The sequence below is a fragment of the Stutzerimonas stutzeri genome, assembly GCF_024448955.1.
In the GTDB taxonomy this organism is placed as follows: Bacteria; Pseudomonadota; Gammaproteobacteria; order Pseudomonadales; family Pseudomonadaceae; genus Stutzerimonas; species Stutzerimonas stutzeri_AQ.
This window is the reverse complement of sequence record NZ_JAMOIH010000021.1, coordinates 16,223-37,781: the sequence shown is the minus strand read 5'-3', so window position 1 is coordinate 37,781 and position 21,559 is coordinate 16,223. Positions and strand designations below refer to the sequence as shown.

At 59.3% G+C, this 21,559-nt stretch carries 16 protein-coding genes and 1 other RNA gene; 7 read left to right on the top strand and 10 right to left on the bottom strand.

Features of this window, described 5'->3' with window-relative positions:
• Positions 1 to 527 precede the first annotated feature (527 nt).
• Positions 528 to 1,154 (top strand): flavin reductase family protein, encoded by a 627-nt coding sequence (locus NA645_RS18955; protein ID WP_256050240.1) that lies wholly within the window; start codon positions 528 to 530, stop codon positions 1,152 to 1,154.
• 1,273 nt (positions 1,155 to 2,427) lie between these two features.
• Here NA645_RS18955 and NA645_RS18945 read toward each other — a convergent pair.
• From NA645_RS18945 to NA645_RS18915, 7 genes are all read right to left on the bottom strand, one after another.
• Positions 2,428 to 3,687 (bottom strand): site-specific integrase, encoded by a 1,260-nt coding sequence (locus NA645_RS18945; RefSeq protein WP_256050239.1) that lies wholly within the window; start codon positions 3,685 to 3,687, stop codon positions 2,428 to 2,430.
• A 165-nt stretch (positions 3,688 to 3,852) separates the two neighbouring features.
• The gene (locus tag NA645_RS18940; protein WP_256050238.1) at positions 3,853 to 6,294 is read right to left on the bottom strand and encodes a site-specific integrase; all 2,442 of its coding nucleotides are present in this window, start codon (positions 6,292 to 6,294) and stop codon (positions 3,853 to 3,855) included.
• A gap of 98 nt (positions 6,295 to 6,392) precedes the next feature.
• Positions 6,393 to 6,771: a transfer-messenger RNA gene (ssrA, locus tag NA645_RS18935) on the bottom strand.
• A 149-nt stretch (positions 6,772 to 6,920) separates the two neighbouring features.
• Positions 6,921 to 7,229 (bottom strand): hypothetical protein, encoded by a 309-nt coding sequence (locus NA645_RS18930; RefSeq protein WP_131650808.1) that lies wholly within the window; start codon positions 7,227 to 7,229, stop codon positions 6,921 to 6,923.
• Between the two features lie 163 nt (positions 7,230 to 7,392).
• Entirely contained in the window at positions 7,393 to 10,227 is a 2,835-nt protein-coding gene (locus tag NA645_RS18925; protein WP_256050237.1) for an FAD-binding and (Fe-S)-binding domain-containing protein, read from the bottom strand.
• Between the two features lie 51 nt (positions 10,228 to 10,278).
• A complete protein-coding gene (gene lldD, locus NA645_RS18920; RefSeq protein WP_256050236.1) occupies positions 10,279 to 11,448 on the bottom strand; it encodes an FMN-dependent L-lactate dehydrogenase LldD in 1,170 nt (389 codons plus the stop codon).
• A 166-nt stretch (positions 11,449 to 11,614) separates the two neighbouring features.
• On the bottom strand, positions 11,615 to 13,309 hold the full coding sequence (locus NA645_RS18915) for an L-lactate permease (protein WP_256050235.1): 1,695 nt from the start codon (positions 13,307 to 13,309) through the stop codon (positions 11,615 to 11,617).
• A 272-nt stretch (positions 13,310 to 13,581) separates the two neighbouring features.
• Here NA645_RS18915 and NA645_RS18910 point away from each other — a divergent pair, with 272 nt between their 5' ends.
• On the top strand, positions 13,582 to 14,364 hold the full coding sequence (locus NA645_RS18910; RefSeq protein ID WP_256050234.1) for a GntR family transcriptional regulator: 783 nt from the start codon (positions 13,582 to 13,584) through the stop codon (positions 14,362 to 14,364).
• 52 nt (positions 14,365 to 14,416) lie between these two features.
• Here NA645_RS18910 and smpB read toward each other — a convergent pair whose 3' ends face one another.
• Positions 14,417 to 14,899 (bottom strand): SsrA-binding protein SmpB, encoded by a 483-nt coding sequence (gene smpB / locus NA645_RS18905; RefSeq protein WP_131650803.1) that lies wholly within the window; start codon positions 14,897 to 14,899, stop codon positions 14,417 to 14,419.
• 237 nt (positions 14,900 to 15,136) lie between these two features.
• Here smpB and NA645_RS18900 point away from each other — a divergent pair, with 237 nt between their 5' ends.
• Together NA645_RS18900 and NA645_RS18895 are read left to right on the top strand one after the other, a co-directional pair.
• Complete coding sequence (locus tag NA645_RS18900) at positions 15,137 to 15,571, top strand: type II toxin-antitoxin system RatA family toxin (protein WP_131650802.1); 435 nt, start codon at positions 15,137 to 15,139, stop codon at positions 15,569 to 15,571.
• Positions 15,564 to 15,884: an RnfH family protein gene (locus NA645_RS18895; protein WP_256050233.1), complete on the top strand. Its 321-nt coding sequence runs from the start codon at positions 15,564 to 15,566 to the stop codon at positions 15,882 to 15,884. The genes NA645_RS18900 and NA645_RS18895 overlap by 8 nt, the downstream gene beginning before the upstream one ends.
• A 33-nt stretch (positions 15,885 to 15,917) precedes the next feature.
• Here NA645_RS18895 and NA645_RS18890 read toward each other — a convergent pair whose 3' ends face one another.
• Positions 15,918 to 16,418 (bottom strand): outer membrane protein assembly factor BamE, encoded by a 501-nt coding sequence (locus NA645_RS18890; protein WP_131650800.1) that lies wholly within the window; start codon positions 16,416 to 16,418, stop codon positions 15,918 to 15,920.
• Positions 16,419 to 16,511: 93 nt separating this feature from the next.
• Here NA645_RS18890 and fur point away from each other — a divergent pair, with 93 nt between their 5' ends.
• Positions 16,512 to 16,919 (top strand): ferric iron uptake transcriptional regulator, encoded by a 408-nt coding sequence (fur, locus tag NA645_RS18885; protein WP_131650799.1) that lies wholly within the window; start codon positions 16,512 to 16,514, stop codon positions 16,917 to 16,919.
• A 56-nt stretch (positions 16,920 to 16,975) separates the two neighbouring features.
• Here fur and recN read toward each other — a convergent pair whose 3' ends face one another.
• A complete protein-coding gene (gene recN / locus NA645_RS18880; RefSeq protein ID WP_256050232.1) occupies positions 16,976 to 18,649 on the bottom strand; it encodes a DNA repair protein RecN in 1,674 nt (557 codons plus the stop codon).
• Positions 18,650 to 18,902: 253 nt separating this feature from the next.
• On the opposite strand from recN, the gene grpE reads away from it, so the two are divergent.
• Positions 18,903 to 19,472, top strand: coding sequence for a nucleotide exchange factor GrpE (gene grpE, locus NA645_RS18875; RefSeq protein WP_256050231.1), 570 nt, complete (start codon positions 18,903 to 18,905; stop codon positions 19,470 to 19,472).
• Between the two features lie 100 nt (positions 19,473 to 19,572).
• A complete protein-coding gene (gene dnaK, locus NA645_RS18870) occupies positions 19,573 to 21,486 on the top strand; it encodes a molecular chaperone DnaK (protein WP_256050230.1) in 1,914 nt (637 codons plus the stop codon).
• Positions 21,487 to 21,559 lie beyond the last annotated feature (73 nt).

The following is a 21,559-nucleotide window of genomic DNA, read 5'->3' as shown; positions in this document are numbered from 1 at the left end:
TATCGTGGCCCTCGCTAACTATCGATACTCTTGGCTACGGTATATGCTCAAGTGTTTGCGCCGTCTTAGCATTGGCGTCTGTTAATCTTGGACACTCGTCGGCTCCGCTGATGATACCCATAATGAGTCATGCTACTCCGTAGCAACAGGAGGATGTGTTTCGCCCCCAGTAGCCTGATACTCGACAACATAACAACCAAAGCCGCTTCGAGCTTAAGCGCATCCCCGCTCGCGCGCTACTGATGAGTCTGCTAGCGATTGAACAGACTAGGCATGGCTACCGCGACGGAAATGTGCTGCCTAGTTGCATCGTCTGTAACAGAAGCCTCGATGGCTTGTACTGTAGCGGTTCGGTTTGCCTGCCCCTTACCCACTAGGCGTGTCCCTGCGCGCCGTGGTGGGAGAATAGCAACACCAGCAAACCGGCTGTCGGGGGGATACGCCGACGGATTGTTTAGTTGACGATTTGCTCGAAATCCCTAGTTGCGAGGGCAGGCGAGCCTGGCGAAACCGGAACTGGAGGCTAAATGCAGGATGAAATGTACTACTACGAGCCTGCCCGGGGCCATGGTCTGCGTCATGATCCGTTCAGTGCTATTGTGGGGCCGCGGCCCATAGGATGGATCTCATCGAAAGATGACGAAGGGCGGCTTAACCTGGCCCCCTATAGCTTTTTCAATGCATTCAATTACGTCCCGCCGATTATTGGCTTTTCAAGCATTGGACGTAAGGACAGCCTCGCGAACATCGAAGAAACTGGCGAGTTCGCTTGGAATTTGGCGACCCGTCCGCTGGCGGAGGCCATGAATCAGAGCTGCGTAGCCGTGGCGCCCGATGTTGACGAGTTCGTTCTAAGCGGGCTCACACCAACGTCCTCCCGACTGATTTCAGCGCCCCGGGTGCTGGAAAGCCCTGTTTCTTTCGAATGTCGGGTTTGCCAAATCGTACAGCTGCAGCGAGCAGATAACGTATTAGTGCAAAGCTGGCTGGTCCTTGGCGAGGTAATTGGCGTACACATTGAGCAATCTTTGTTAAAGGATGGCATTTATGACACCGTGGCGGCCGAGCCCATCCTGCGCGGCGGCGGCTCGGCGGATTACTTCCAGCTAGGGCCAGAAACCTTGTTCAAGATGCGGCGACCTAAGATCGGTTAGTGCAAGCAATGCTATGCAATCCAGAGCGGAGCAGGCCGGTTCTACCAGGCAGTGCTGTGCTGCTTGCTTCTACTTTTTTGTTCCTAGCGGTGAGAAGTGTAGTGGTCAACTAATCCCGGACATTGCAGCTCGCCGAACTGGCCGAGCGCAGGCTTGCGGCGTACACCGGAGTTCCTGTGGTATTGAAGCATGAAGACTTTGCGACCTGTGGGCGTTACCTCTACCGCTTGGGCACGGAGGGAGAAAACTAAGGACCGACCGATTTCGCGAGTAATCCAGTCATCGAGAGGCTGGTACAGGGATGGCGCTGCGGAGTGTTTGTCAGTCAGAGAGGTGTGTACTTTCCTGACATATGAAGTGGTGGGTTCGCAGAATGGGAGGTGACCAAGCGGCGGCCGTTGCATAGAAACGTCGCGCATCCCGCAGAGGAAGCGGACGTGAGCAGGCTTCTTCCGCTTTGCCAGAGGTAGCCATGCATAGCATCGAAATTAGAGCTAGCCATTTACCTGCGGCAAATGAAGAAAGCTGCCTTTTTTGACAACAATGGCAGCCGCTTCGCGAAGGCAGTTGATCATTTTGGTCTTATTGCTCGGTCTCGCTCCACATTCGTTTCGCTTACCTGCAAACGCCCAAAATGCTCAACTGCCCCATACTTGAAGGTTTCAAGTATGGGGCGCGGGGGCATACTTGAAGGAACGCTTCGCTGCTTCAAGTATGCCCCCGCAATTTTGTTGTCAAATCATAGCCGCCAGGCGTTGCCTGGCCGAAATGGCGATTGTGCACAGACGTGAGCTGTGGCATTCGCGGGCGCTGCCGCCCCGGCCTCAATCATAAGCCCGATCACCGCGGCACACTTGTCTTACGACCGCCATGTCACATGACTCGAGTGCTGCAGTCTCGCCTTGTCACTCGTAGGGCTTGCGGCAGCTAGTGAGTGTCGATGATGCGGCGGGTGACCATGCCGCGTGTCTGTCGCAGAGAGGTATGACGCGGTGTCCGGTCTGATGCCAAAGGGGCCATGCTTCAAGTGCTATTTGTGTGGCAGCAGCCGACTGTCACGGAATTCGCGTCGCAGCGGGTGCAAATTCTTCGGTGGAAGAGCGCTCAGCGATTGGGTGTTCCAACGGTCGCCGCAAGTGATACCCGCAGTCGCGTAAATATACGGTTTCTTTCCTGTTGTGTTCAGAACCAAAAAGGCCGCAGATTAGCTGCGGCCTTTTATTCATCCTGTCTCATAACCATCTCCAAGCGATGATCGTTCGCGCTCTATGCGTTAGTGAAGCTGCAGCTTACTTTTCCTCCCGCGCTTTCCGCGTCCCGCCTGGCTATGGAGCAGCATTTTAAAATGTTCCCAGCGAATCTCGTCGGTCTGGATGTTGTAAGTCAGGCCGCGCTCCATCTGCTCCAGCAGTCTCAAACTCAGCGGCTTTTCCAAGTAGTGGTCTGCTGTGACCTCCGGAGCGCTGCCTTCATGGCCAAGCAGATAGGCGATCGTGGACGGAGATATGCCTGACCGTTCCAGCCGGACGGCAAACGAACGACGGAGACTTTTAAAATTGAGCCCGCCATTAACGGCCGGCGGACAATGCTGACCGATGTATCCCGTTCCCGTACACGGCCCGCAGAAAAAACGACTCGGATCGCGGGAGTATAAGTGCTTCGGGTCAAAGCTCAGCTCGCCGAAAAGCAATGCATCGTTGCCATCGGTCTGACGTCGTTCCTCTACGAAATTTATAAAACCCATCTCCACAAGCTTCGTGCAGATCGGAATCTGCCGTGCCGATGTCCCCGTTTTCAGCGACTTGTTGTAGCCGTTATCGTTAATGTCGATAAGGTCTACGCCGTGGACATCCTGGATGACATCATGCACACGAAGCTGGCAGAGTTCATTGAGCCGCGCGCCGGTGTAGAGCCCGAGAGGAAGCAACCAGAACCGATACGGCTTGGCATCCTGGTAGACCTTGGGCAGTGTGCCCGCGAGGTACTTTTGGTAAGGCCAGCCGGAGAGCATCTGAATCAGGTTGCTATCTAGAAATGGCTTTGTGACCTCGGCCTTTTTTGTACTGCAAGTAGCAACCTTGATCGCATCGGTAATCAGCTTGCTCTCCAGCGCCTCGTCCAGCATGCGATTGAACAGCTGGTAATAGGTCATCAGGTTTGCGCCTTTACTTCCCGAAGCCGAGTTCTGCTTCAGTAACAATGGCAACTGATCCTTTAGACGCTGCACATCAGCTCGATCAAGCTCAGCGACTCGGCGTGTAGGGTTATCTCGGGTCAGGACGACCTTCAGCTTTTCCATTCGAGCCCGCAGCATATGCTCGGACTTTCCTGCGTAAGTGTTTTCTCGCAGGAAGCGGGACAGCGTAGTGTCCATGAACTCGGTAAGTAACGGTGAAGAGTGGAAGCGGTTTATCGCGTCCGTCACCGCGGAGATGTTCGCCAAGGCGATTCGCAAGTGCTCTTCATGGCCAGGCTCTACGATCAGACTCAGGCCCTTATAAAAAGGAATGGAGACAGGGGACGTTACATTCATATATACCTCACAGTGGGTGAGGCTTCAGATTATTACTGTATAAATGAACAGTCAAGGTAATCTATTGGAAGCTTAGCTTCGATAGCTTTTATTGACACTTTGTCAATAATTAAGGGATGTGTAAAAAGGGCGGGAGCAAGGCTCCCGCCTCTGTTTGGCTAGGCCTTATGCGTACGATTTCCAGTGGCGCTTAGGAGCTCGCACGTTCGGGAATGGCGTGCCAACCGGCCGCCCAACTTTGAAGTCACCTTGTGCTTTTTGTAGCTTCTGATAGTGCCGGTAATGGATATGATCCAAGCCAATGCCGAAATCGATTTTGTCGAGCTCGTCCTTGAGGACGCCTGCCGGATAGCAGTCGCCATAGCCGCCAGTTGTACTTTTATCAGCGTGACCCACGAGTGCTTTAGCTTTCGCGAGGTCGAGGTTCTGTCGGCGGAATTGGTTGATAAAAGTATGCCGTAGGCCGTGATACGTCAGGCCCTCCTCTCCGAGGCCGCAGAGCCCCAAGTAGCCATGACTGCTCTGGCTTGAGCCCAGGTACCAACGACTCGCAACGTGCCCAGGAGAAAGATCACCGTAGACACGGATATTTTCGAAAAGAGGAGCTTTCATATCCTGCTTAACTATGTCCAGGCGAGCCTGGTGATAGTCGAGGAAGCCTGTCTCGATCAGCTGCTTGTGAATGGGCACTAGCCGTTCAGAGTCGAACGTTTTGAGTTGCTTCGACCCTGTCCGATTGATGCTGATGATCCAAACGCCGAGCTCCTGCCGAATGTCTTCCAGCCGCAGCTGGCAGAGTTCGCTAAGCCGTGCGCCGGTATAGAGACCGAGCAGCGGAAGCCAAAACTTGTAGTCATCCAGACGCCAGCGCGGCGGCTTGGTTAACGTGTAGGCCGGGCCGTGAAGCAGCTTCTCGATTTGGCTTGGGCTATATGTGCGCTTCCTAGGCGCCTCGGCACCTTTCGTGCTGAACGCCAATCCGGCCGCGATGTTTTCGGTGATGTAACCTTGATCATGGGCGTAGGTGACAAGCGCCCTCGCCAATTCGAAAAACTTCTTCGCAGTGCGAGGGTTGATTGGCTCGAATTTACCGTCGCTAATGATCTTACTTAGCGGCTGGTTACGCATGGCACGGAGGCGATGCCGGTTCTTCGGATAGCTACGCAGATGATCGCGTAGCGTGTTGAATTCAGCGCGAGTCAGCGTCTCGACTTGCCGGTGCCCGCCAAGCAGCTCGCACAGGCCTTCCAGGCGGGCCTTTGCGGTAATGCGAGTCCGGGGGTTAGCCCAGGCTCCTTCACGAATTTGCCGTTCTTCGTATTCCTTTACTAAAGCTGCGAGGCTCAACCCTGCGTTTGGACTGCTCGTCGGCGAGACAATGCGTTCGTTGACCGACGGTTGCGTAAAGAGGGTTTCAAGCCTGGCTTTCTGCGAGTCGGGCAGAACGCTCCCGAGCGCATTCAGCAACGCGAGCGTGCCAGGATCCTGCGGCGGTGCCACAGCATCTGTCGGCGAGTTCAGCTCCGGAATCGTCTGCATAGGCTCGGTGGTTGCAGCAGAGCCCAACATCCGCCGAACGAGGTCACCGATCTCCTGCATCGCCTGGGCGTAAGGATCTTCGTGATCGTCTTCCTGAAAGTAACGCAACAGCACCTTATCAACCTTCTGCAGCGTATACGTCAGCATGAGGACCGCAATGATGATCGAGCTAGTGAGCAGCTCAATCCGAAAGCTTTTCTTTTCTCTCAGATGCGCTTTCATGCACAGCGGATCAAGTTCGATAAGCATCACATAAAGCCCCGATTCCTCCTGCACCAAGAGCGCTCGATCAATGATGCGGAGCTTCAGATGCATCGCGTTGGCTTGCTGAAGATGAAAATGCAAAGCTTGTCGAGATTGCGGTAGTGCTGGGGGAATGTGCATGAGATTCCGACCCTGGTCTGGGCGGGCATGGCACAAGTATTCATAAAGCGTCATCGCTGCAAATGCAGGAGATTCTTTCGAATAGCGCCCTGGAGAGGGTGGAACGTTCTCGAGTACATCAAGGGCGGCGTAAATGTACCGGGCAGCGTCGCTCGCCACGTTCTGGTTGCTGGTTCCGAGCGGCCAGTCAAAGCGTACGAACCCGACCCCAAGCGCTTTTACCAGTGCGGGTGTTGGTGTGAGTGCGAAGAAAATTTCGCCCCCTGGCTCGTGGCTATAGAGCACTACACGCTCGGCACTCTCTTTCATCATGCGAGCGTGGGCGACCGAAAGGTCTTGGTTCGCGAGCTTCATTGGCGACGGGCGGACTTTCCAAACTCGGTCGGCGAATTTGAGTGCCTCGGCTACCGCCAAGTGAAACCTTTGGAGGTCAGCCAGCAGGCGGTCAGAAAAGAGCTCAACGTAGTGCTCGGTCGCCTTGGCAAGGAACTGCTCGAAAGCCGTGTTCAGATACCTCGCAAGGTCGCGGGCAAGTGCTTCGTCGTGGCTGAGCGACCACCGGATTTGCGCAGGCAGTTTCGGGTTGGCCGCGAAGTGCTTCGGGAATGTGAGGTAGTACTGAAAGCCAGTGTTGGCTTGATAGACCAGGTGAGGGACACCTGTTTTGCTTTGACGCTTGGACATGATGGCATACCTTTTGGATTCACAGACGGACTGTGAGTAATCCAATGCCATCAAATCTGGTCTGAAACCCGCATTCTAGACGGGTTTCAGTGTTGAAATGGTGGAGCCGGGGGGATTTGAACCCCCGTCCGCCAGTTCTCCGCTGTCGGTACTACATGCTTAGCCAGATCTATTGAGTTAACTCCGCGCCGCCCGATTGGCAGGGTGCTTGGAGCGAGCTGTATGAGTTTTAACCGTTACGTCTACAGCGAACTTGGCGGCGATCCTGTTCTATCTGACAGTCATTTCGGGTTTACAGGCATCCCCTCATGACCGCTGGCGCCGAAGCGACCAGATGAAGGTTAGGCGGCTAGCGCGTACCCTTCGTAGTTGTCGTCGTTGGCAACTATAAGTTTGCAACAGTGGATTTACGAGTTCTGTTACCAACTCGGCATGCACCTAGAGTTTCGTTACCGGCGTCGAATCCTAATCGGCCCCATGAAGCGGTCTGCAGCTTCATGTGCGACGCAGTCTACGCCAAAGCAGAGGCTGCGTCGAACGCTTGATGGATTAGGTAAGTGCGGCTTGTCGGATTTCACGGGCTCTGCTGCGAAGAGCGGGCAGGTCACCTGCCCGCGCTCAGTGGGTCAGTTGCCTGCGCCTGAACCCGATCCGCTGGTGCCGCCGCTACCGGAGCTGCCTGGTCCTTTGAGTTCCTGCAGTGCTTTGGTCGAGTGGCTGATGCAGGCTTCGGTGTCGCCGGACTGCTGCGCCTGCCTGGCCTGTTCGATGTGTTCTTCGATCTGGCTCTTGGCTGGTTCTCCAAGGGTGGCCATGTTGGTGGCCATGTTGTCGTCGACCTCCTGCATGTTGAGTTCGCAGAGATTTTTATCGGCGGCGAACGCAGCGGGGCTGGCGAGCAAAGCGGCTGCGGCGAGTAGGGCTAATCGTTTCATGAGCGTCCTCCAGGGAGTTGTCTTCCCGGCGGGCCTGCCTGAATCAGTCTGTCGTGGCGGCGCCGAGGCGGGTGGAGCCCTCAGACTGCTGGGCTCTAAACTTCGGACTGCGGTTGCGCTCAAGCGTTTCATTTTTGTGATGGCATCCTTGTCCGTCGGATGTTCAGGCCGGCTGGCTGACCTTGCTGCGGCTGACGCGATCGACCAGATAGACCAGTCCGTGATAGTCGATTTCACCATGGCGGGAGAGGCCGATTTCGCAAGTACGGCTGGTGGAGATGCCTTCGCTGCACACCTGCACCGCTTCCTTGAGGCTGCGCAGTGCGTGGGCGTTGAGCGCTGGCGTGGTGAAGCCTTTGTCGCCTGCAAAACCGCAACAGTGGATGCCTTCGGGGATCACCACCTCCTTTGCGCAGCGGCGGGCAATATCGATCAGTGCCTGCGCCTCTCCCAGGTGCTGCGTGCTGCAAGTGACGTGGACTGCTATCGGCGCTTCCTGTGGGCTGAAGTCCAGCCGGTCCAGCAGGTGGGTGCGGATGAAACGCACCGGATCGTAGAAGTCCAGGCGTTGATCGGTCAGGCCCTGGACCATGCGCAGGGTGCAGGGACTGGTGTCGCAGTAGATCGGGTCGAGCCCGCCGCGGCTGGCCTTGAGCAGGGCATCAAGGGTTTCCTGGTGCTTGCGCTCGGCCTGCTCGGCGTAGCCTTTTGAGGCGAAGGGCTGGCCGCAGCAGAGATCGTTCAGGTTGTCCGGGAAGATAACTTGGTAGCCGGCCTTCTCTAGCAGGGCGCGGGTGGTGTCGAGCAGCGGTTTCTGTTCCTGATCGCGCGCCGCTGGACCCATGGCGCGCGAAACACAGGCGGCCAGGTAGACCACACGCGGCCGTTCGTCCTGCGGAGCCGGCTTGGGCAGGTGCAGACGATGTAGCGGCTGCGGCATGGCCGGTGTCCACAGTGGAACACGACCCTTGCTGAGCTTGGAGAACGCCGAGGAGGTTTTGCTCAGGGCCTTGGTGCCCATAATCAGATGCGCGCCATTGGCCGCATGCAGCATGAAGCGAGTGCCTTGCACTGCGGTGGCGAAGTGATCTGCTAGCCAGTTGGCGGTGCCGGTCTTGCTGGCTTCCTTGCTGCGCAGTTTGCGCACCAGATCGCCGGTGTTGATGCCCACCGGGCAGCGCTGGGCGCAGAGGCCGGTGGCGGCGCAGGTCTCGACGCCGTGGTAATGGTAGAGGCGTTCGATCTCGGTGGTATCGATGCCGGCGCGCTTGCGCGCCTGGATGTCGCGCCAGATGACGATGCGCTGGCGCGGCGTCAGGGTCAGTCCGTTGGACGGGCAGACTGGCTCGCAGAAGCCGCATTCGATGCACTTGTCGACGATCTCGTCGGCGGCAGGCATCGGCTTGAGGTTTTTCAGGTGGATCTGCGGGTCTTCGGAGAGCACCACGTCCGGGTTGAGGATGCCGGAGGGGTCGAGCAGGCGCTTGATCTGCCACATCAGCGCGTAGGCTTCGCTACCCCATTCCAGCTCGACGAAGGGCGCCATGTTGCGCCCGGTGCCGTGTTCGGCCTTGAGCGCTCCACCGAATTCCACCGCCACCAGTTGGGTGACGTCGTGCATGAATGCTTCGTAGCGGGCGACCTGGACTGGGTCGTCGAAGCCCTGGGTGAAGACGAAATGCAGGTTGCCTTCCAGCGCATGGCCGAAAAGGATCGCCTCGTTGTAGGCATGCTTCTCGAACAGCTGGATCAGGCGATTGACGCCCTCGGCCATGCGTTCGATGGGGAAGGTGACGTCCTCGATGATCACCGTGGTGCCGGTCTGGCGTACGGCACCGACGGCGGGGAAGGTGTCCTTGCGGATGCGCCAGAGCTGGTTGTAGACCGCCGGGTCTTCGCTGAAATCGACTTGCTTCTCCACTGGGAAATGCGCGATGGAAGCCATGATCAGGTTGATCTGCTCGTGCAGCAGCGACTGGCTGGCGGCACGGGACTCGATGAGCAACGCGCAGGCATTGGCGGAGAGGTCCTTGACCCACTCCGGCAGGCCTTTCATGTTTTCCACCGAGCGCATGCTGCGACGGTCCAGCAGTTCCACCGCCGAGACTGGCTGCTGCTTGAGCACTGGCACGGCCAGGCAGCAGGTTTCCACGTTGGGGAAGACGATCAGCGCGCTGGCCTTGTGCGGGTGGTCCGGCACGGTGTCGTAGGTCACCGCGCTGATGAAGCCCAGGGTCCCTTCGGAGCCGACCATTAGGTGGTTGAGGATATCCAGCGGCTCATCGAAATCGACCAGCGCGTTGAGCGAGAAGCCGGTGGTGTTCTTCAGTCGGTACTTGTGGCGGATCTTTGTTGCCAGTTCGTTGTTGGCGCGGGTCTGGCGACCGAGTTCGGCCAGCTCGTCGAGCAGCGCGCCGTGGCTGTGGCGGAAGGCGCTGACACTGACGGCATCTTCGCTGTCGATCACGGTGCCGTCGGCCAGGACGATACGCAGGCCGGCGAGGGTCTTGTAGCTGTTCTGCGCGGTGCCGCAGCACATGCCGCTGGAGTTGTTGGCGATGATGCCGCCGATCTTCGCCGCGTTGATCGAGGCCGGGTCTGGGCCGATCTTGCGGCCCAGCGGCGCCAGCACGGCGTTGGCGTTGGCGCCGATCACGCCGGGCTGCAGGCGGATTTGTGAACCGCTGTTGCGGATCTCGCGGCCGTTCCAGTTGTCGCCGAGCACGATCAGTACCGAGTCGGAGATCGCCTGGCCGGAAAGGCTGGTGCCGGCGGCGCGGAAGGTCACCGGCACGTGCTGCGAGTGGGCCAGTTTGAGCAGTCCCACCACTTCGGCTTCGGATTCGACGCGCACCACCAGCTTCGGAATCAGCCGGTAGAAGCTGGCGTCGATGCCGAAGGCCAGCGTGGAAAGTGGGTCGTCGAAGCGCCGCTCCGCCGGGATCAACTGTTCGACTGCTGCGAGAAAGTCGCTCGGCAGGGTGGCAGACGCGTTCATGCGGGCTCCGGAAGGTCAAACGGGCCGCGTCGGGGCGCGACCTCGTGGTGCTCATTCGACGTGTTTGGTGCTCTGGTACTGACCCAGCTCGCGAACCAACGAATCGGTGGTGATTTCGCTGATGGACTTCGCGCCGGTCAGCACCATCGCCACGCGCATCTCCTTGTCGATCAGGTTGAGCAGGTTGGTCACGCCGGCTTCGCCATCAGCCGCCAGCGCATAGGCGAAGGCGCGGCCAAGCATGATGGTGTCGGCGCCCAGGGCGATCATGCGAACCACGTCCAGGCCACTGCGGATACCGGAGTCGGCGAGAATCTTCAGGTCGCCTTTGACTGCGTCGGCGATGGCGGGCATGGCGCGGGCGCTGGAGAGCACACCGTCGAGCTGGCGACCGCCATGGTTGGAAACGATGATGCCGTCGGCGCCGAAGGTCACGGCGTCACGAGCGTCTTCGGCATCGAGGATGCCTTTGATCACCATTGGGCCGTCCCAGAACTCGCGAATCCACTCCAGATCTTTCCAGGAAATCGACGGGTCGAAGTTGGCCGCCAGCCAGCCAATGTAGTCTTCCAGCCCGGTCGGATGTCCTCGATAGGTGGAGATGTTGCCCAGATCATGCGGCTTGCCATGCAGGCCCACGTCCCAGGCCCAGAACGGATGAGTCATGGCTTGCAGCATGCGACGCATGTTGGCATTCGGGCCGCTCATGCCGGAATGCGCGTCGCGGTAGCGAGCGCCGGGGGTCGGCATGTCGACAGTGAATACCAGTGTGGTGACGCCGGCGGCCTTGGCGCGCTCCAGGGCGTTCTTCATGAAGCCGCGGTCCTTCAGCACGTAGAGCTGGAACCACATGGGCCGCTTGATTGCCGGCGCGACTTCCTCGATCGGGCAGACCGATACGGTGGACAGTGTGAAGGGGATGCCCTTCTTGTCCGCAGCGCGGGCGGCCTGGACTTCGCCGCGACGGGCGAGCATGCCGGTCAGGCCGACCGGTGCCAGCACAACGGGCATCGACAGGGTTTCGCCGAACAGTTGAGTTTCCAGGCTGAGATCGGACATGTTGCGCAGTACGCGCTGGCGCAGAGCGAGGCTGGCCAAGTCTTCGACGTTGCGACGCAGCGTGTACTCCGCATAGGCGCCGCCATCGACATAGTGGAATAGGAAAGGCGGTAGTTTGCGTTTTGCAGCAGCGCGGTAATCCGTGGAGGCAGAAATGATCATCGTGTGTTCTCACCGAATGAAACGGGGTAAGTCTCGTGGTGCTCCCGTCTGTGACGAAGGCTGTGTTCCGACCTGGTTGTCCTGATCAGGCGAGGCTGAGCGTGAACAGGACAGCATTCCAAACGTCTTTGCCCCGGGCGTACCGGGGCAAAGGTCGTGCATTACATCAGACGCCAACCAGTGGGTCCGTCACGCCCAGCAGGTAGATCGCCAGCATGCCGATCACACCGGTGAACAGCACATAGTACAGAGTAGGCCAAACGGTCTTGCGCAGCGTGACGCCCTCACGACCGAGCAGGCCTACGGTAGCCGAGGCGGCGACGACGTTGTGGATCGCCACCATGTTGCCGGCAGCCGCACCGACCGCTTGCGTCGCGACGATCATCGCGCCGGAAATGCCCAGCGACTGCGCAACGCCGAACTGGAACTGGCTGAACATCATGTTGCTAACTGTGTTGGAGCCGGCAATGAAGGCGCCCAACGCACCTACGGAGGGCGCCAGCAGCGGATAAATTCCACCCACGCTATCGGCGACGTAACGCGCCATGATGATCGGCATGCTGGCCAGGTCCGCGCCGTTGACGCCGGAGTTGATCAAGATGCGCACCATCGGCACGGTGAACAGCAGCACGAAGCCGGCACTGAGCAGCACGCCACTTGATTCCTTCACGGCGGCCTTGAGCTCCGATGCGCGCATGCCGTGCAGGAAGAAGGTGATCAGCACCACCGCGACGAGAATGCCGCCGGGCAGGAACAGCGGCTCGATACTGGCGCTGATACCTGTCTCGCCAAGAATGTTACCGAAGGCGATGGACACCGACTTCAGCGCGCTGCTGACTTCGGGAAAGACCCGGCTGATCACCAGAATCAGGCCCACCAGCACATAGGGCAGCCAGGCACGGAGGGCACTCATCGGGCGCGCCGCGATGTCTTCTAGCTTCATCTCGACGGTGCCCAGCCATTCGGCCGGCCAGTCCTTGGCCTCGGCGAAGTCCCAGGCGTTTTTCGGTGTCAGGAAGTTGAAGCGAGCCGCGGTTGTAACGATGGCCAGGCCGATGAGGCCGCCCAGCAGCGACGGGAATTCCGGGCCTAGGAAGATTCCGGTTGCGACATAGGGCAGGGTGAACGCCAGGCCTGCGAAGATCGCGAAGGGCAACACTTCGAAGCCGGCTTTCCAGCTTTTCTCCTTGCCGAAGAAGCGCGTCAGCATCATCGCCATGACCAGCGGCATCACGGTGCCGACAATGGCGTGAGTGATCGCCACGCTGCTGGTGATCTGCTGCAGGAAAAGGTTCCAGCTGGAGCCCTGGGCGGCCAGTTGAGCACCGATGGAGGCGGTGTCCAGGCCACTGTTGATGCCAACTACGATAGGGGTGCCGACTGCGCCGAACGATACCGGCGTGCTTTGAACCAACATCCCCATCAGTACGGCCGCCATGGCCGGGAAGCCGATGGCAACCAGCAGGGGGGCGGCAATCGCTGCAGGTGTGCCGAAGCCGGACGCGCCTTCGATGAAGCATCCGAACAGCCAGGCGATGATGATGGCCTGGATGCGGCGGTCAGGGCTGACGGTGGTGAAGCCGGCGCGAATGGCGGTGATGCCACCGGAGTGCTTCAAAGTGTTCAGCAGCAGGATGGCGCCGAAGATGATCCACAGCAGGCCGAGGGTGATTACCAGGCCTTGCAGCGTCGAGGCGATGATTCGGTTGAAACTCATGTCCCATACGAACAAGCCGATGGCGGCAGTGAACAGATAGACCAACGGCATGGCGCGGCTAGCAGGCCAGCGCAGGCCAATCAGCATGATGGCGGCGAGCAGAATGGGCGTGAAGGCGAAAAGTGCAAGCAGTCCGGTGGACATGTCAGGCTCCCCCTGTGGTTGGGTTCAGACAGGACCCTGAGCGGACCGTGGAGTAGGCGCCGGATAAAGATCTCATGATGAGTCCTCGTTATTATTGGCTTCCTGTAAATTGGTCATACCACTTAACATGGAAGTGCCGTCAGCGTAAGAGCATCTCTGTTTTGCCGTCAATTAACTCGCTATAGACTTTGGTCGCAGGGTCTGCTCTTGCCAGTATTCAGCGCGATCGCTAGGCTCTGTACTTATTGGTAAGACCACTCGGGGAGTGGAATATGGAAGTGGGAATGGTGCGTCACCGCCGGTTGGCGGATGACATCGTCACGCAATTGGAAGCGATGATTCTCGAAGGCACGCTCAAGCCGGGTGAGCGGTTGCCGGCGGAACGAACCTTGGCGGAACAGTTCGGCGTATCGCGACCGTCGCTGCGCGAGGCGATCCACAAACTGGTGGCTAAGGGGTTGCTGGTCAGCCGGCACGGTGGCGGAAACTTCGTGGCGCAGTCGCTGGGTACGACTTTCAGCGATCCGCTGTTACATCTGCTGGAGAACAACGCCGATGCTCAGCGTGATTTGCTGGAGTTCCGGCACACGCTAGAGGGCAGTTGCGCCTATTACGCTGCATTGCGCGCTACCGAGGTCGATCAGCAGCGCCTCGGCGAAGCCTTTGCCGCGCTACAGGATTGCTATTCGCGGGAGGGCGCCGTAAGCCGGGCGGAAGAAGGTGCGGCCGATGCACGCTTCCATCTGGCTATTGCCGAGGCCAGTCACAATACGGTCTTGCTGCACACGATCCGGGGCCTGTTCGACATGCTCAAACGCAATGTGGTGACCAACATTGGTGGCATGTATGCGTTACGCGATGAGACGCGCAACATGCTCATGAAGCAGCATCAAGAGCTGTACGACGCGATCATCGGGCGTCGGGCGGACGAGGCGCGGGACGTGATCCACCGCCATATCAATTACGTGCAGGAAGTGCTCGCCGAAGGTCAGCAAGAGGCTCGCCGCCTGGCGCGCGCGCAGCGCCGGCATGGCGAAAAGGTAAAAGGTTCTTAGCGAATCCTGGCGCGAAAAGCGCCTGGGATAGCTTCAAGCTTTGGGGGCTGGCTTAGTCGTCCTTGCCCTTGGTGCGCATGGCGCGCTGGATCTCGCGCGCCGAATCGCGCTCTTTCTCGGTGTGGCGCTTGTCGAATTCTTTCTTGCCCTTGGCAAGAGCGATATCGCATTTGATCAGATGCTTTTTCCAGTACAGCGAGAGGGCGACGCAGGCGTAGCCTTTCTGCTGCACGGCACCGAACAGCTTGCCCAGCTCGCGCTTGTTGAGCAGCAGCTTGCGGGTGCGCGTCGGGTCGGCGATGACATGGGTGCTGGCGGTGGTCAGCGGCGTGATGTGACAACCCATCAGCCAGGCCTCGCCGTCCTTGAGCAGTACGTAGCTATCCACCAGTTGCGCCTTGCCGGCACGCAGGCTTTTCACTTCCCAACCAGCCAGAACGAGGCCCGCCTCGAATTTCTGCTCGATGAAGTAATCGTGTAGCGCTTTCTTGTTCAGCGCGATGGTCCCGGGGGACTGTTTCTTCTGTTTGGCCATAGGTTGCGCATTATAGGGAGAGACGCTGCGGCTGGCGATAAGCTGTGAGCTGCGACGGCATGAAACTTGAGAGGGACGGGCTTATCCCCGACAATGTGCCATCTTTTCGTTCGCTCGTGCCGGTCGTGCTGCGTGCCGGAGGATTGTACGGGTGCCCTCATTCTTGCCATCGATGCCGTTGGCGTTCGTTTGGCTGTGGCGGTCTTTGGCTGTCGACTGATGAAGTAGAAGGTCTGCATGACGACACATATCCAACGCTCGGCACTGCTGCCGTATCCGGCGCACGCATTGTTCGACATGGTCAACGATGTGGCCAGCTACCCCAAGTTTCTGCCTTGGTGTTCCGCCACCGAGGTGCTGTCTGCCAGCGAGACGCAAATGCAGGCCAGCATGACCGTGGCGAAAGCGGGGCTGAGTCAGCGCTTTTTGACACGCAACGAGCTGCAGCCGGGCAAGCGCATCGAGATGCAGCTGGAGGAGGGGCCGTTCAGCCATTTGCACGGTATTTGGGAATTCAAGGCGTTAGGGGAGAAGGCCTGCAAGATCAGCCTGGACCTGACGTTCGACTACGCCGGACCGCTGGTCAAGGCCACCCTCGGACCGCTGTTCAATCAGGCGGCCAACACCTTGGTCGATGCCTTCTGTGACCGCGCGAAACAGCTCTATGGATAAGCAGGCCATCGCCATCGAGGTCGTCTACGCCCGGGCAGACAAGCAGAAGCTGCTTCGCCTGACGGTGCCGCAGGGTACGAGCGTGCGTGCGGCGGCGCTGCAATCGGGAATGGATGCGCATTTTCCCGAGCTGGATCTGAATGCGGCGCCACTGGGGATATTCGGCAAGGCGGTGCTCAAGCCGGATGAGCGGGTGCTGGAAGAGGGCGAGCGGGTGGAGATTTACCGGCCTTTGATTGCCGACCCGAAAGAAGTACGCAAGCAGCGTGCCGCGAAGGCGGCAAAGAACAAGGCCGAGACGACAGGGAGTTGACGAGCCCGGGCGATCCGGGCTCTGCCTCGCAGCTTAGTTGGTTTCCAGAGGTTCCGGGATCGGCACCGGTACCGGCTCGGCTGCGTCGACATCGCGCTGGATCTGCTCCAGCAGCGAGCCTGGCGCGGGGCTTTCTTCCCCGGTTGCCGCGGGCTCGACGGTCGTCGGCTGGCCGCCTAGGATTGCCTCGTCACGGCTGACGCCTGGCATGAAATCACCGGCCAGACCTGCAAGTTGATCGTTGCCGTTGAAGACCAGGCTGACGCGCTCCTGCTGGCGCTGCCCGCCGCCGGGCTGGATGCTGTACAGATAATCCCAGCGGCTGGCGTTGAAGGTATCGGTGATAAGCGGGCTGCCCATGATAAACCGCACTTGTGACCGGGTCATTCCGGGGCGCAACTGGTCTATCATGTCCTGCGTAACGACATTGCCCTGTTGAATGTCGACCTTGTAAACCCCGGGGAATGAGCAACCGGCGAGTGCGAACAGGCCCACAAGCGTGAGGCTGGACAGCATGAGCTTGGCGTTTTGCATCGGTGGGTGACTTCCACTATCTTGGCTGGGCAAAGCCTGGATCATACCCGTATTGAAGGAGGCTGCGAAACAGCAGCAACGAGAAAGCCAACCATGGTTGAAAATAGCGAACTACGCAAAGCCGGCCTCAAAGTGACCCTGCCACGGGTCAAAATTCTGCAGATGCTGGATACCACCGATCGGCGTCATATGAGTGCCGAAGATGTCTACAAAGCGCTGATGGAGGCGGGCGAAGATGTCGGCCTGGCCACGGTTTATCGCGTGCTCACGCAATTCGAGGCGGCGGGGTTGGTGGTTCGCCACAATTTCGATGGCGGCCATGCGGTATTCGAGCTAGCCGACGGTGGCCACCATGACCATATGGTTTGCGTCGATAGCGGTGATGTCATCGAATTCTTCGATCATGACATCGAGAAGCTGCAAAAAGAGATCGTCCAGCGCCACGGCTACGAGCTCGTTGATCACAATCTGGTGCTCTACGTGCGCAAGAAGGCCGAGTGATAATTAGTGCTGCGTAAAAAAGGCGACCTTTCGGTCGCCTTTTTCGTTGTGGCCGTTTACGCCTGGGCTGAACTGATCATCTGGCGGGCATGGGCCAGCGCTTGCTCGGTCAGGTCGACCCCGCCGAGCATGCGTGCAATCTCGTCGACGCGCTCGCTTTCCTGTAGCACGGCGACCGCCGTATGGGTCTCGTTCTGGCCGCGTGCTTTGTGCACGAACAGGTGGTGATGCCCCTGGGCAGCAACTTGGGGCAAGTGGGTAACGGTCAGTACCTGCCCTTGTTCGCCGAGGCGGCGCAGCAGCTGGCCCACCACTTCAGCGGTAGGGCCGCCGATGCCGACATCGACTTCGTCGAACACCAGTGTCGGTACGCGTGAAGTCTGCGCGGTGATCACCTGGATCGCTAGACTGATTCGCGACAGTTCGCCGCCGGAAGCGACCTTCGCCAGTGGACGCAGTGGCTGGCCAGGGTTGGCACTGACGAGAAATTCCACCTGTTCCAGCCCGTATGGAAGGTGCTCGCCTTCAGTGCAGGGCTTGAGCACGACGCTGAACTTGCCACCCGGCATACCTAGGCGCTGGATTTCCGCCTCCACCGAAGATGCGAGCGTCTCGGCTGCTTGCCGGCGAGCGTTGCTCAGCTCGGATGCCTTGTCTTGATAGTGACGGCTGTAGCCGGCCAGCTCCTCGCTCAGGCGCTCCAGCGCTTCGTCATCAGCATTCAGGCTTTCGAGTTCTTCCAGCAGGCGCTGCTGCAAGGGGGGCAGTTCGCTTGGTTGTACGCGGTGCTTGCGTGCCAGGGTATAGATGTTGTCCAGCCTTTCTTCCAATGTCTGCTGGCGCTCGGGGTCGGCATCGAAATGATCGACGAAACGATTCAGTTCGCCCATGGCTTCCTCGACTTGGATCTGCGCGCTGGCCAGCAGATTCACCGCTTCAGCCAGTGCGCTGGGCTGGCTCTGGAAAGCGGATAGGCGTTGCAGGCTGCCCGTCAGCGCCGACAGCACGTTGCCGGCATCGCTTTCGCTGCACATGTCCATGACCTGGCGGCACGCGCCGAGTAGCTGTTCGGCATTGGCCAGGTTCTTGTGCTCCTGCTCCAGTTGTTCCAGTTCACCTTCTCCGAGAGCGAGATTTTCCAGCTCTTCCAACTGATAGCTGAGGAGCTGATGGCGTGCGCGCTGCTCGTCGCTGCTATTGCTCAGGCGTTCGAGTGTCTGGCGGGTCTGGCGCCAGCGCTGTGCGGCCAGCTGTACCTGGCGCGCGAGTTCCTGGCTGCCGCTGTATTCGTCGAGCAGGCGCCGGTGGGTATCGGTTTTCAGCAGCGACTGGTGTTCGTGCTGGCTGTGGATATCGATCAGCAGCTCGCCGAGTGCCTTGAGGTCGCCCTGCGGACAGGGGGTGCCGTTGATGTAGCCCCGCGAGCGGCCTTCGGCGGTGATGACGCGGCGCAGGATGCATGGGCCGTCATTGTCCAGATCGCGCTCGGCGAGCCAGGCGCGCGCATCGGGGATGTCGTCCAGATCGAAACTAGCGAGGATGTCGGCCTTGTCCGCGCCGATGCGCACCGCACTGCTGTCGGCGCGATCTCCCAGAGTAAGCCCGAGGGCATCGAGCATGATCGACTTGCCGGCGCCGGTTTCCCCGCTGATCACGCTCATACCACGCTGCAATTCGAGATCGAGATGTTCGACGATGGCGAAATTATGGACGGAAAGATGAACCAGCATGGCAGGGCTCCCGAAAGCGTGGCTGGCTATTTATACAGTAGTTTTTGAGGCGGCTTCAAGCAGGAAGAAAAAAGCAGTGACGAGCTGCAAACTGCAAGCTCGAGACGGAATACAAGGTAAAGCATCTCGATGCAGCCCGAGCCGCTCATGCGTTTAGCTTGCTGGCCGCCCCTTGAACCAGGATTCCGTGCCCCCATATAGCGGCACAAGCGCGGGTTCGACAGCCCGCTGACGTTTTGATGAGGAGGATCGCATGGCCGACGAGCAGAACCTGGACAACCAGAACCCTGAACAGAGTGAGGAGTTGCAAGCCGAGGTGACCGAGGATCTGGCCGCGCGCGTGCATTCACTCGAGGAGCAGCTGGCGGCGGCGCAGGACCAGTCTCTGCGGGTTGCCGCCGAGTTGCAGAACATTCGCCGCCGCGCCGAGCAGGACGTGGAGAAAGCGCACAAGTTCGCACTGGAAAAATTCTCGGGTGATCTGCTGGCGGTGGCTGACAGTCTGGAGCGCGGCCTCGAGCTGTCGAGCCCAGATGAAGAGGCCGTCAAGGCCGTGCGTGAAGGTCTCGAGCTAACGCTCAAACTGCTGCTCGACACACTGGCACGCCATCAGCTGACGCAGCTCGATCCGCAAGGCGAACCCTTCAATCCCGAGCACCACCAAGCTATGGCGATGGAAGAAAGCACCCACGCCGAGCCTGGCAGCGTGCTCAAGGTCTTCCAGAAGGGCTATCTGCTCAATGGCCGCCTGCTGCGCCCGGCAATGGTCGTCGTCAGCAAGGCGCCGGCGCAAACCCCGCCTTCGATCGACGAGAAGGCTTGAATTTCGGCTGCGGACCCCCATCTGGTAGCCAAGCGTTTTTGTGTTACCCGCAGCCGGTAAACAGGCGCGGATTTCATCCAAGATTTTCGGAGATAGATAAATGGGCAAAATCATCGGTATCGACCTGGGGACCACTAACTCCTGCGTCTCCATTCTGGAAAATGGCAAGGCCAAGGTCATCGAGAACGCTGAAGGCGGTCGTACCACGCCGTCGATCATCGCGTACGCAAATGACGGCGAGATCTTGGTCGGTCAGTCTGCCAAGCGTCAGGCGGTGACGAATCCACACAACACCCTGTACGCAGTGAAGCGTCTGATCGGCCGCCGCTTCGATGAAGAAGTCGTGCAGAAAGATATTCAGATGGTCCCGTACAAGATCGTCAAGGCTGACAACAGCGACGCCTGGGTGGAAGTGAACGGTCAGAAAATGGCGCCGCCGCAGATTTCCGCGGAAATCCTCAAAAAGATGAAGAAGACCGCCGAAGACTACCTCGGCGAGCCGGTCACTGAAGCGGTGATTACCGTACCGGCCTACTTCAACGACAGTCAGCGTCAGGCCACCAAGGATGCCGGTCGTATCGCCGGTCTGGACGTCAAACGCATCATCAACGAGCCGACTGCGGCTGCGCTGGCTTACGGCATGGACAAGGCCAAGGGCGACCACACCGTGATCGTCTATGACCTGGGTGGCGGTACCTTCGATGTATCGGTGATCGAGATCGCCGAAGTCGATGGCGAGCACCAGTTCGAAGTGTTGGCCACCAACGGCGACACCTTCCTCGGTGGTGAGGATTTCGACATCCGTCTGATCGACTACCTCGTCGACGAGTTCAAGAAAGAAAGCGGCATGAACCTCAAGGGCGACCCGCTGGCCATGCAGCGCCTGAAGGAAGCTGCCGAGAAGGCCAAGATCGAGCTGTCCTCCAGCCAGCAGACCGACGTCAACCTGCCGTACATCACTGCCGATGCCAGCGGTCCGAAGCACCTGAACGTGAAGATATCCCGCGCCAAGCTCGAAGCGCTGGTTGAGGATCTGGTGCAGCGCACCATCGAACCTTGCCGCATCGCGCTGAAGGATGCCGGTATCGACGTATCGAAGATCGACGATGTGATCCTGGTCGGCGGTCAGACCCGCATGCCGTTGGTGCAGCAGAAGGTTGCAGAATTCTTCGGTAAGGACGCGCGCAAGGACGTCAACCCGGACGAAGCCGTGGCCATGGGCGCCGCCATTCAGGGCGCGGTTCTGGCTGGTGACGTCAAGGACGTGCTGCTGCTGGACGTCTCCCCGCTGACCCTGGGTATCGAAACCATGGGCGGCGTGATGACCGCGCTGATCGAGAAGAACACCACTATCCCGACCAAGAAGTCGCAGGTGTTCTCTACCGCTGACGACAACCAGAGCGCGGTGACCATCCACGTGCTGCAGGGCGAGCGCAAACAGGCCAGCGGCAACAAGTCACTGGGTCGCTTCGACCTGGCCGAGATTCCGCCGGCGCCACGCGGCATGCCGCAGATCGAAGTCACCTTCGACATCGACGCCAACGGCATCCTGCACGTGTCCGCCAAGGACAAGGCCACCGGCAAGCATCAGTCCATCGTGATCAAGGCCAACTCCGGTCTGTCCGAGGAAGAAATCGAGCAGATGGTCCGTGACGCCGAGGCCAACGCCGAGGAAGACCGCAAGTTCGAAGAGCTGGCCGGTGCCCGCAACCAGGGTGACCAACTGGTGCATGCGACTCGCAAGATGATCACCGAGGCTGGCGACAAAGCCACCGAGGAAGACAAGGTCAGCATCGAGAAGGCCCTTGCCGAGTTGGAAGTTGCTATCAAGGGTGACGACAAGGCTGAGATCGAGGCGAAAATCGCTGCGGTGTCCCAGGCCTCTACGCCCCTGGCGCAGAAAATGTATGCCGAACAGCCTCAGGGTGGCGAAGGCCAGCCGGCCGGTGACAATGCGCAGCCTGGTGACGACGTGGTCGATGCCGAGTTCGAAGAGGTCAAGGACAACAAGTAAGCCTGGCTTACTTCCGCTCCAGCCCGTCCCGACTGCGTTCGGGCGGGCCTGACCGCTGCGCGGGGGCTTGCTC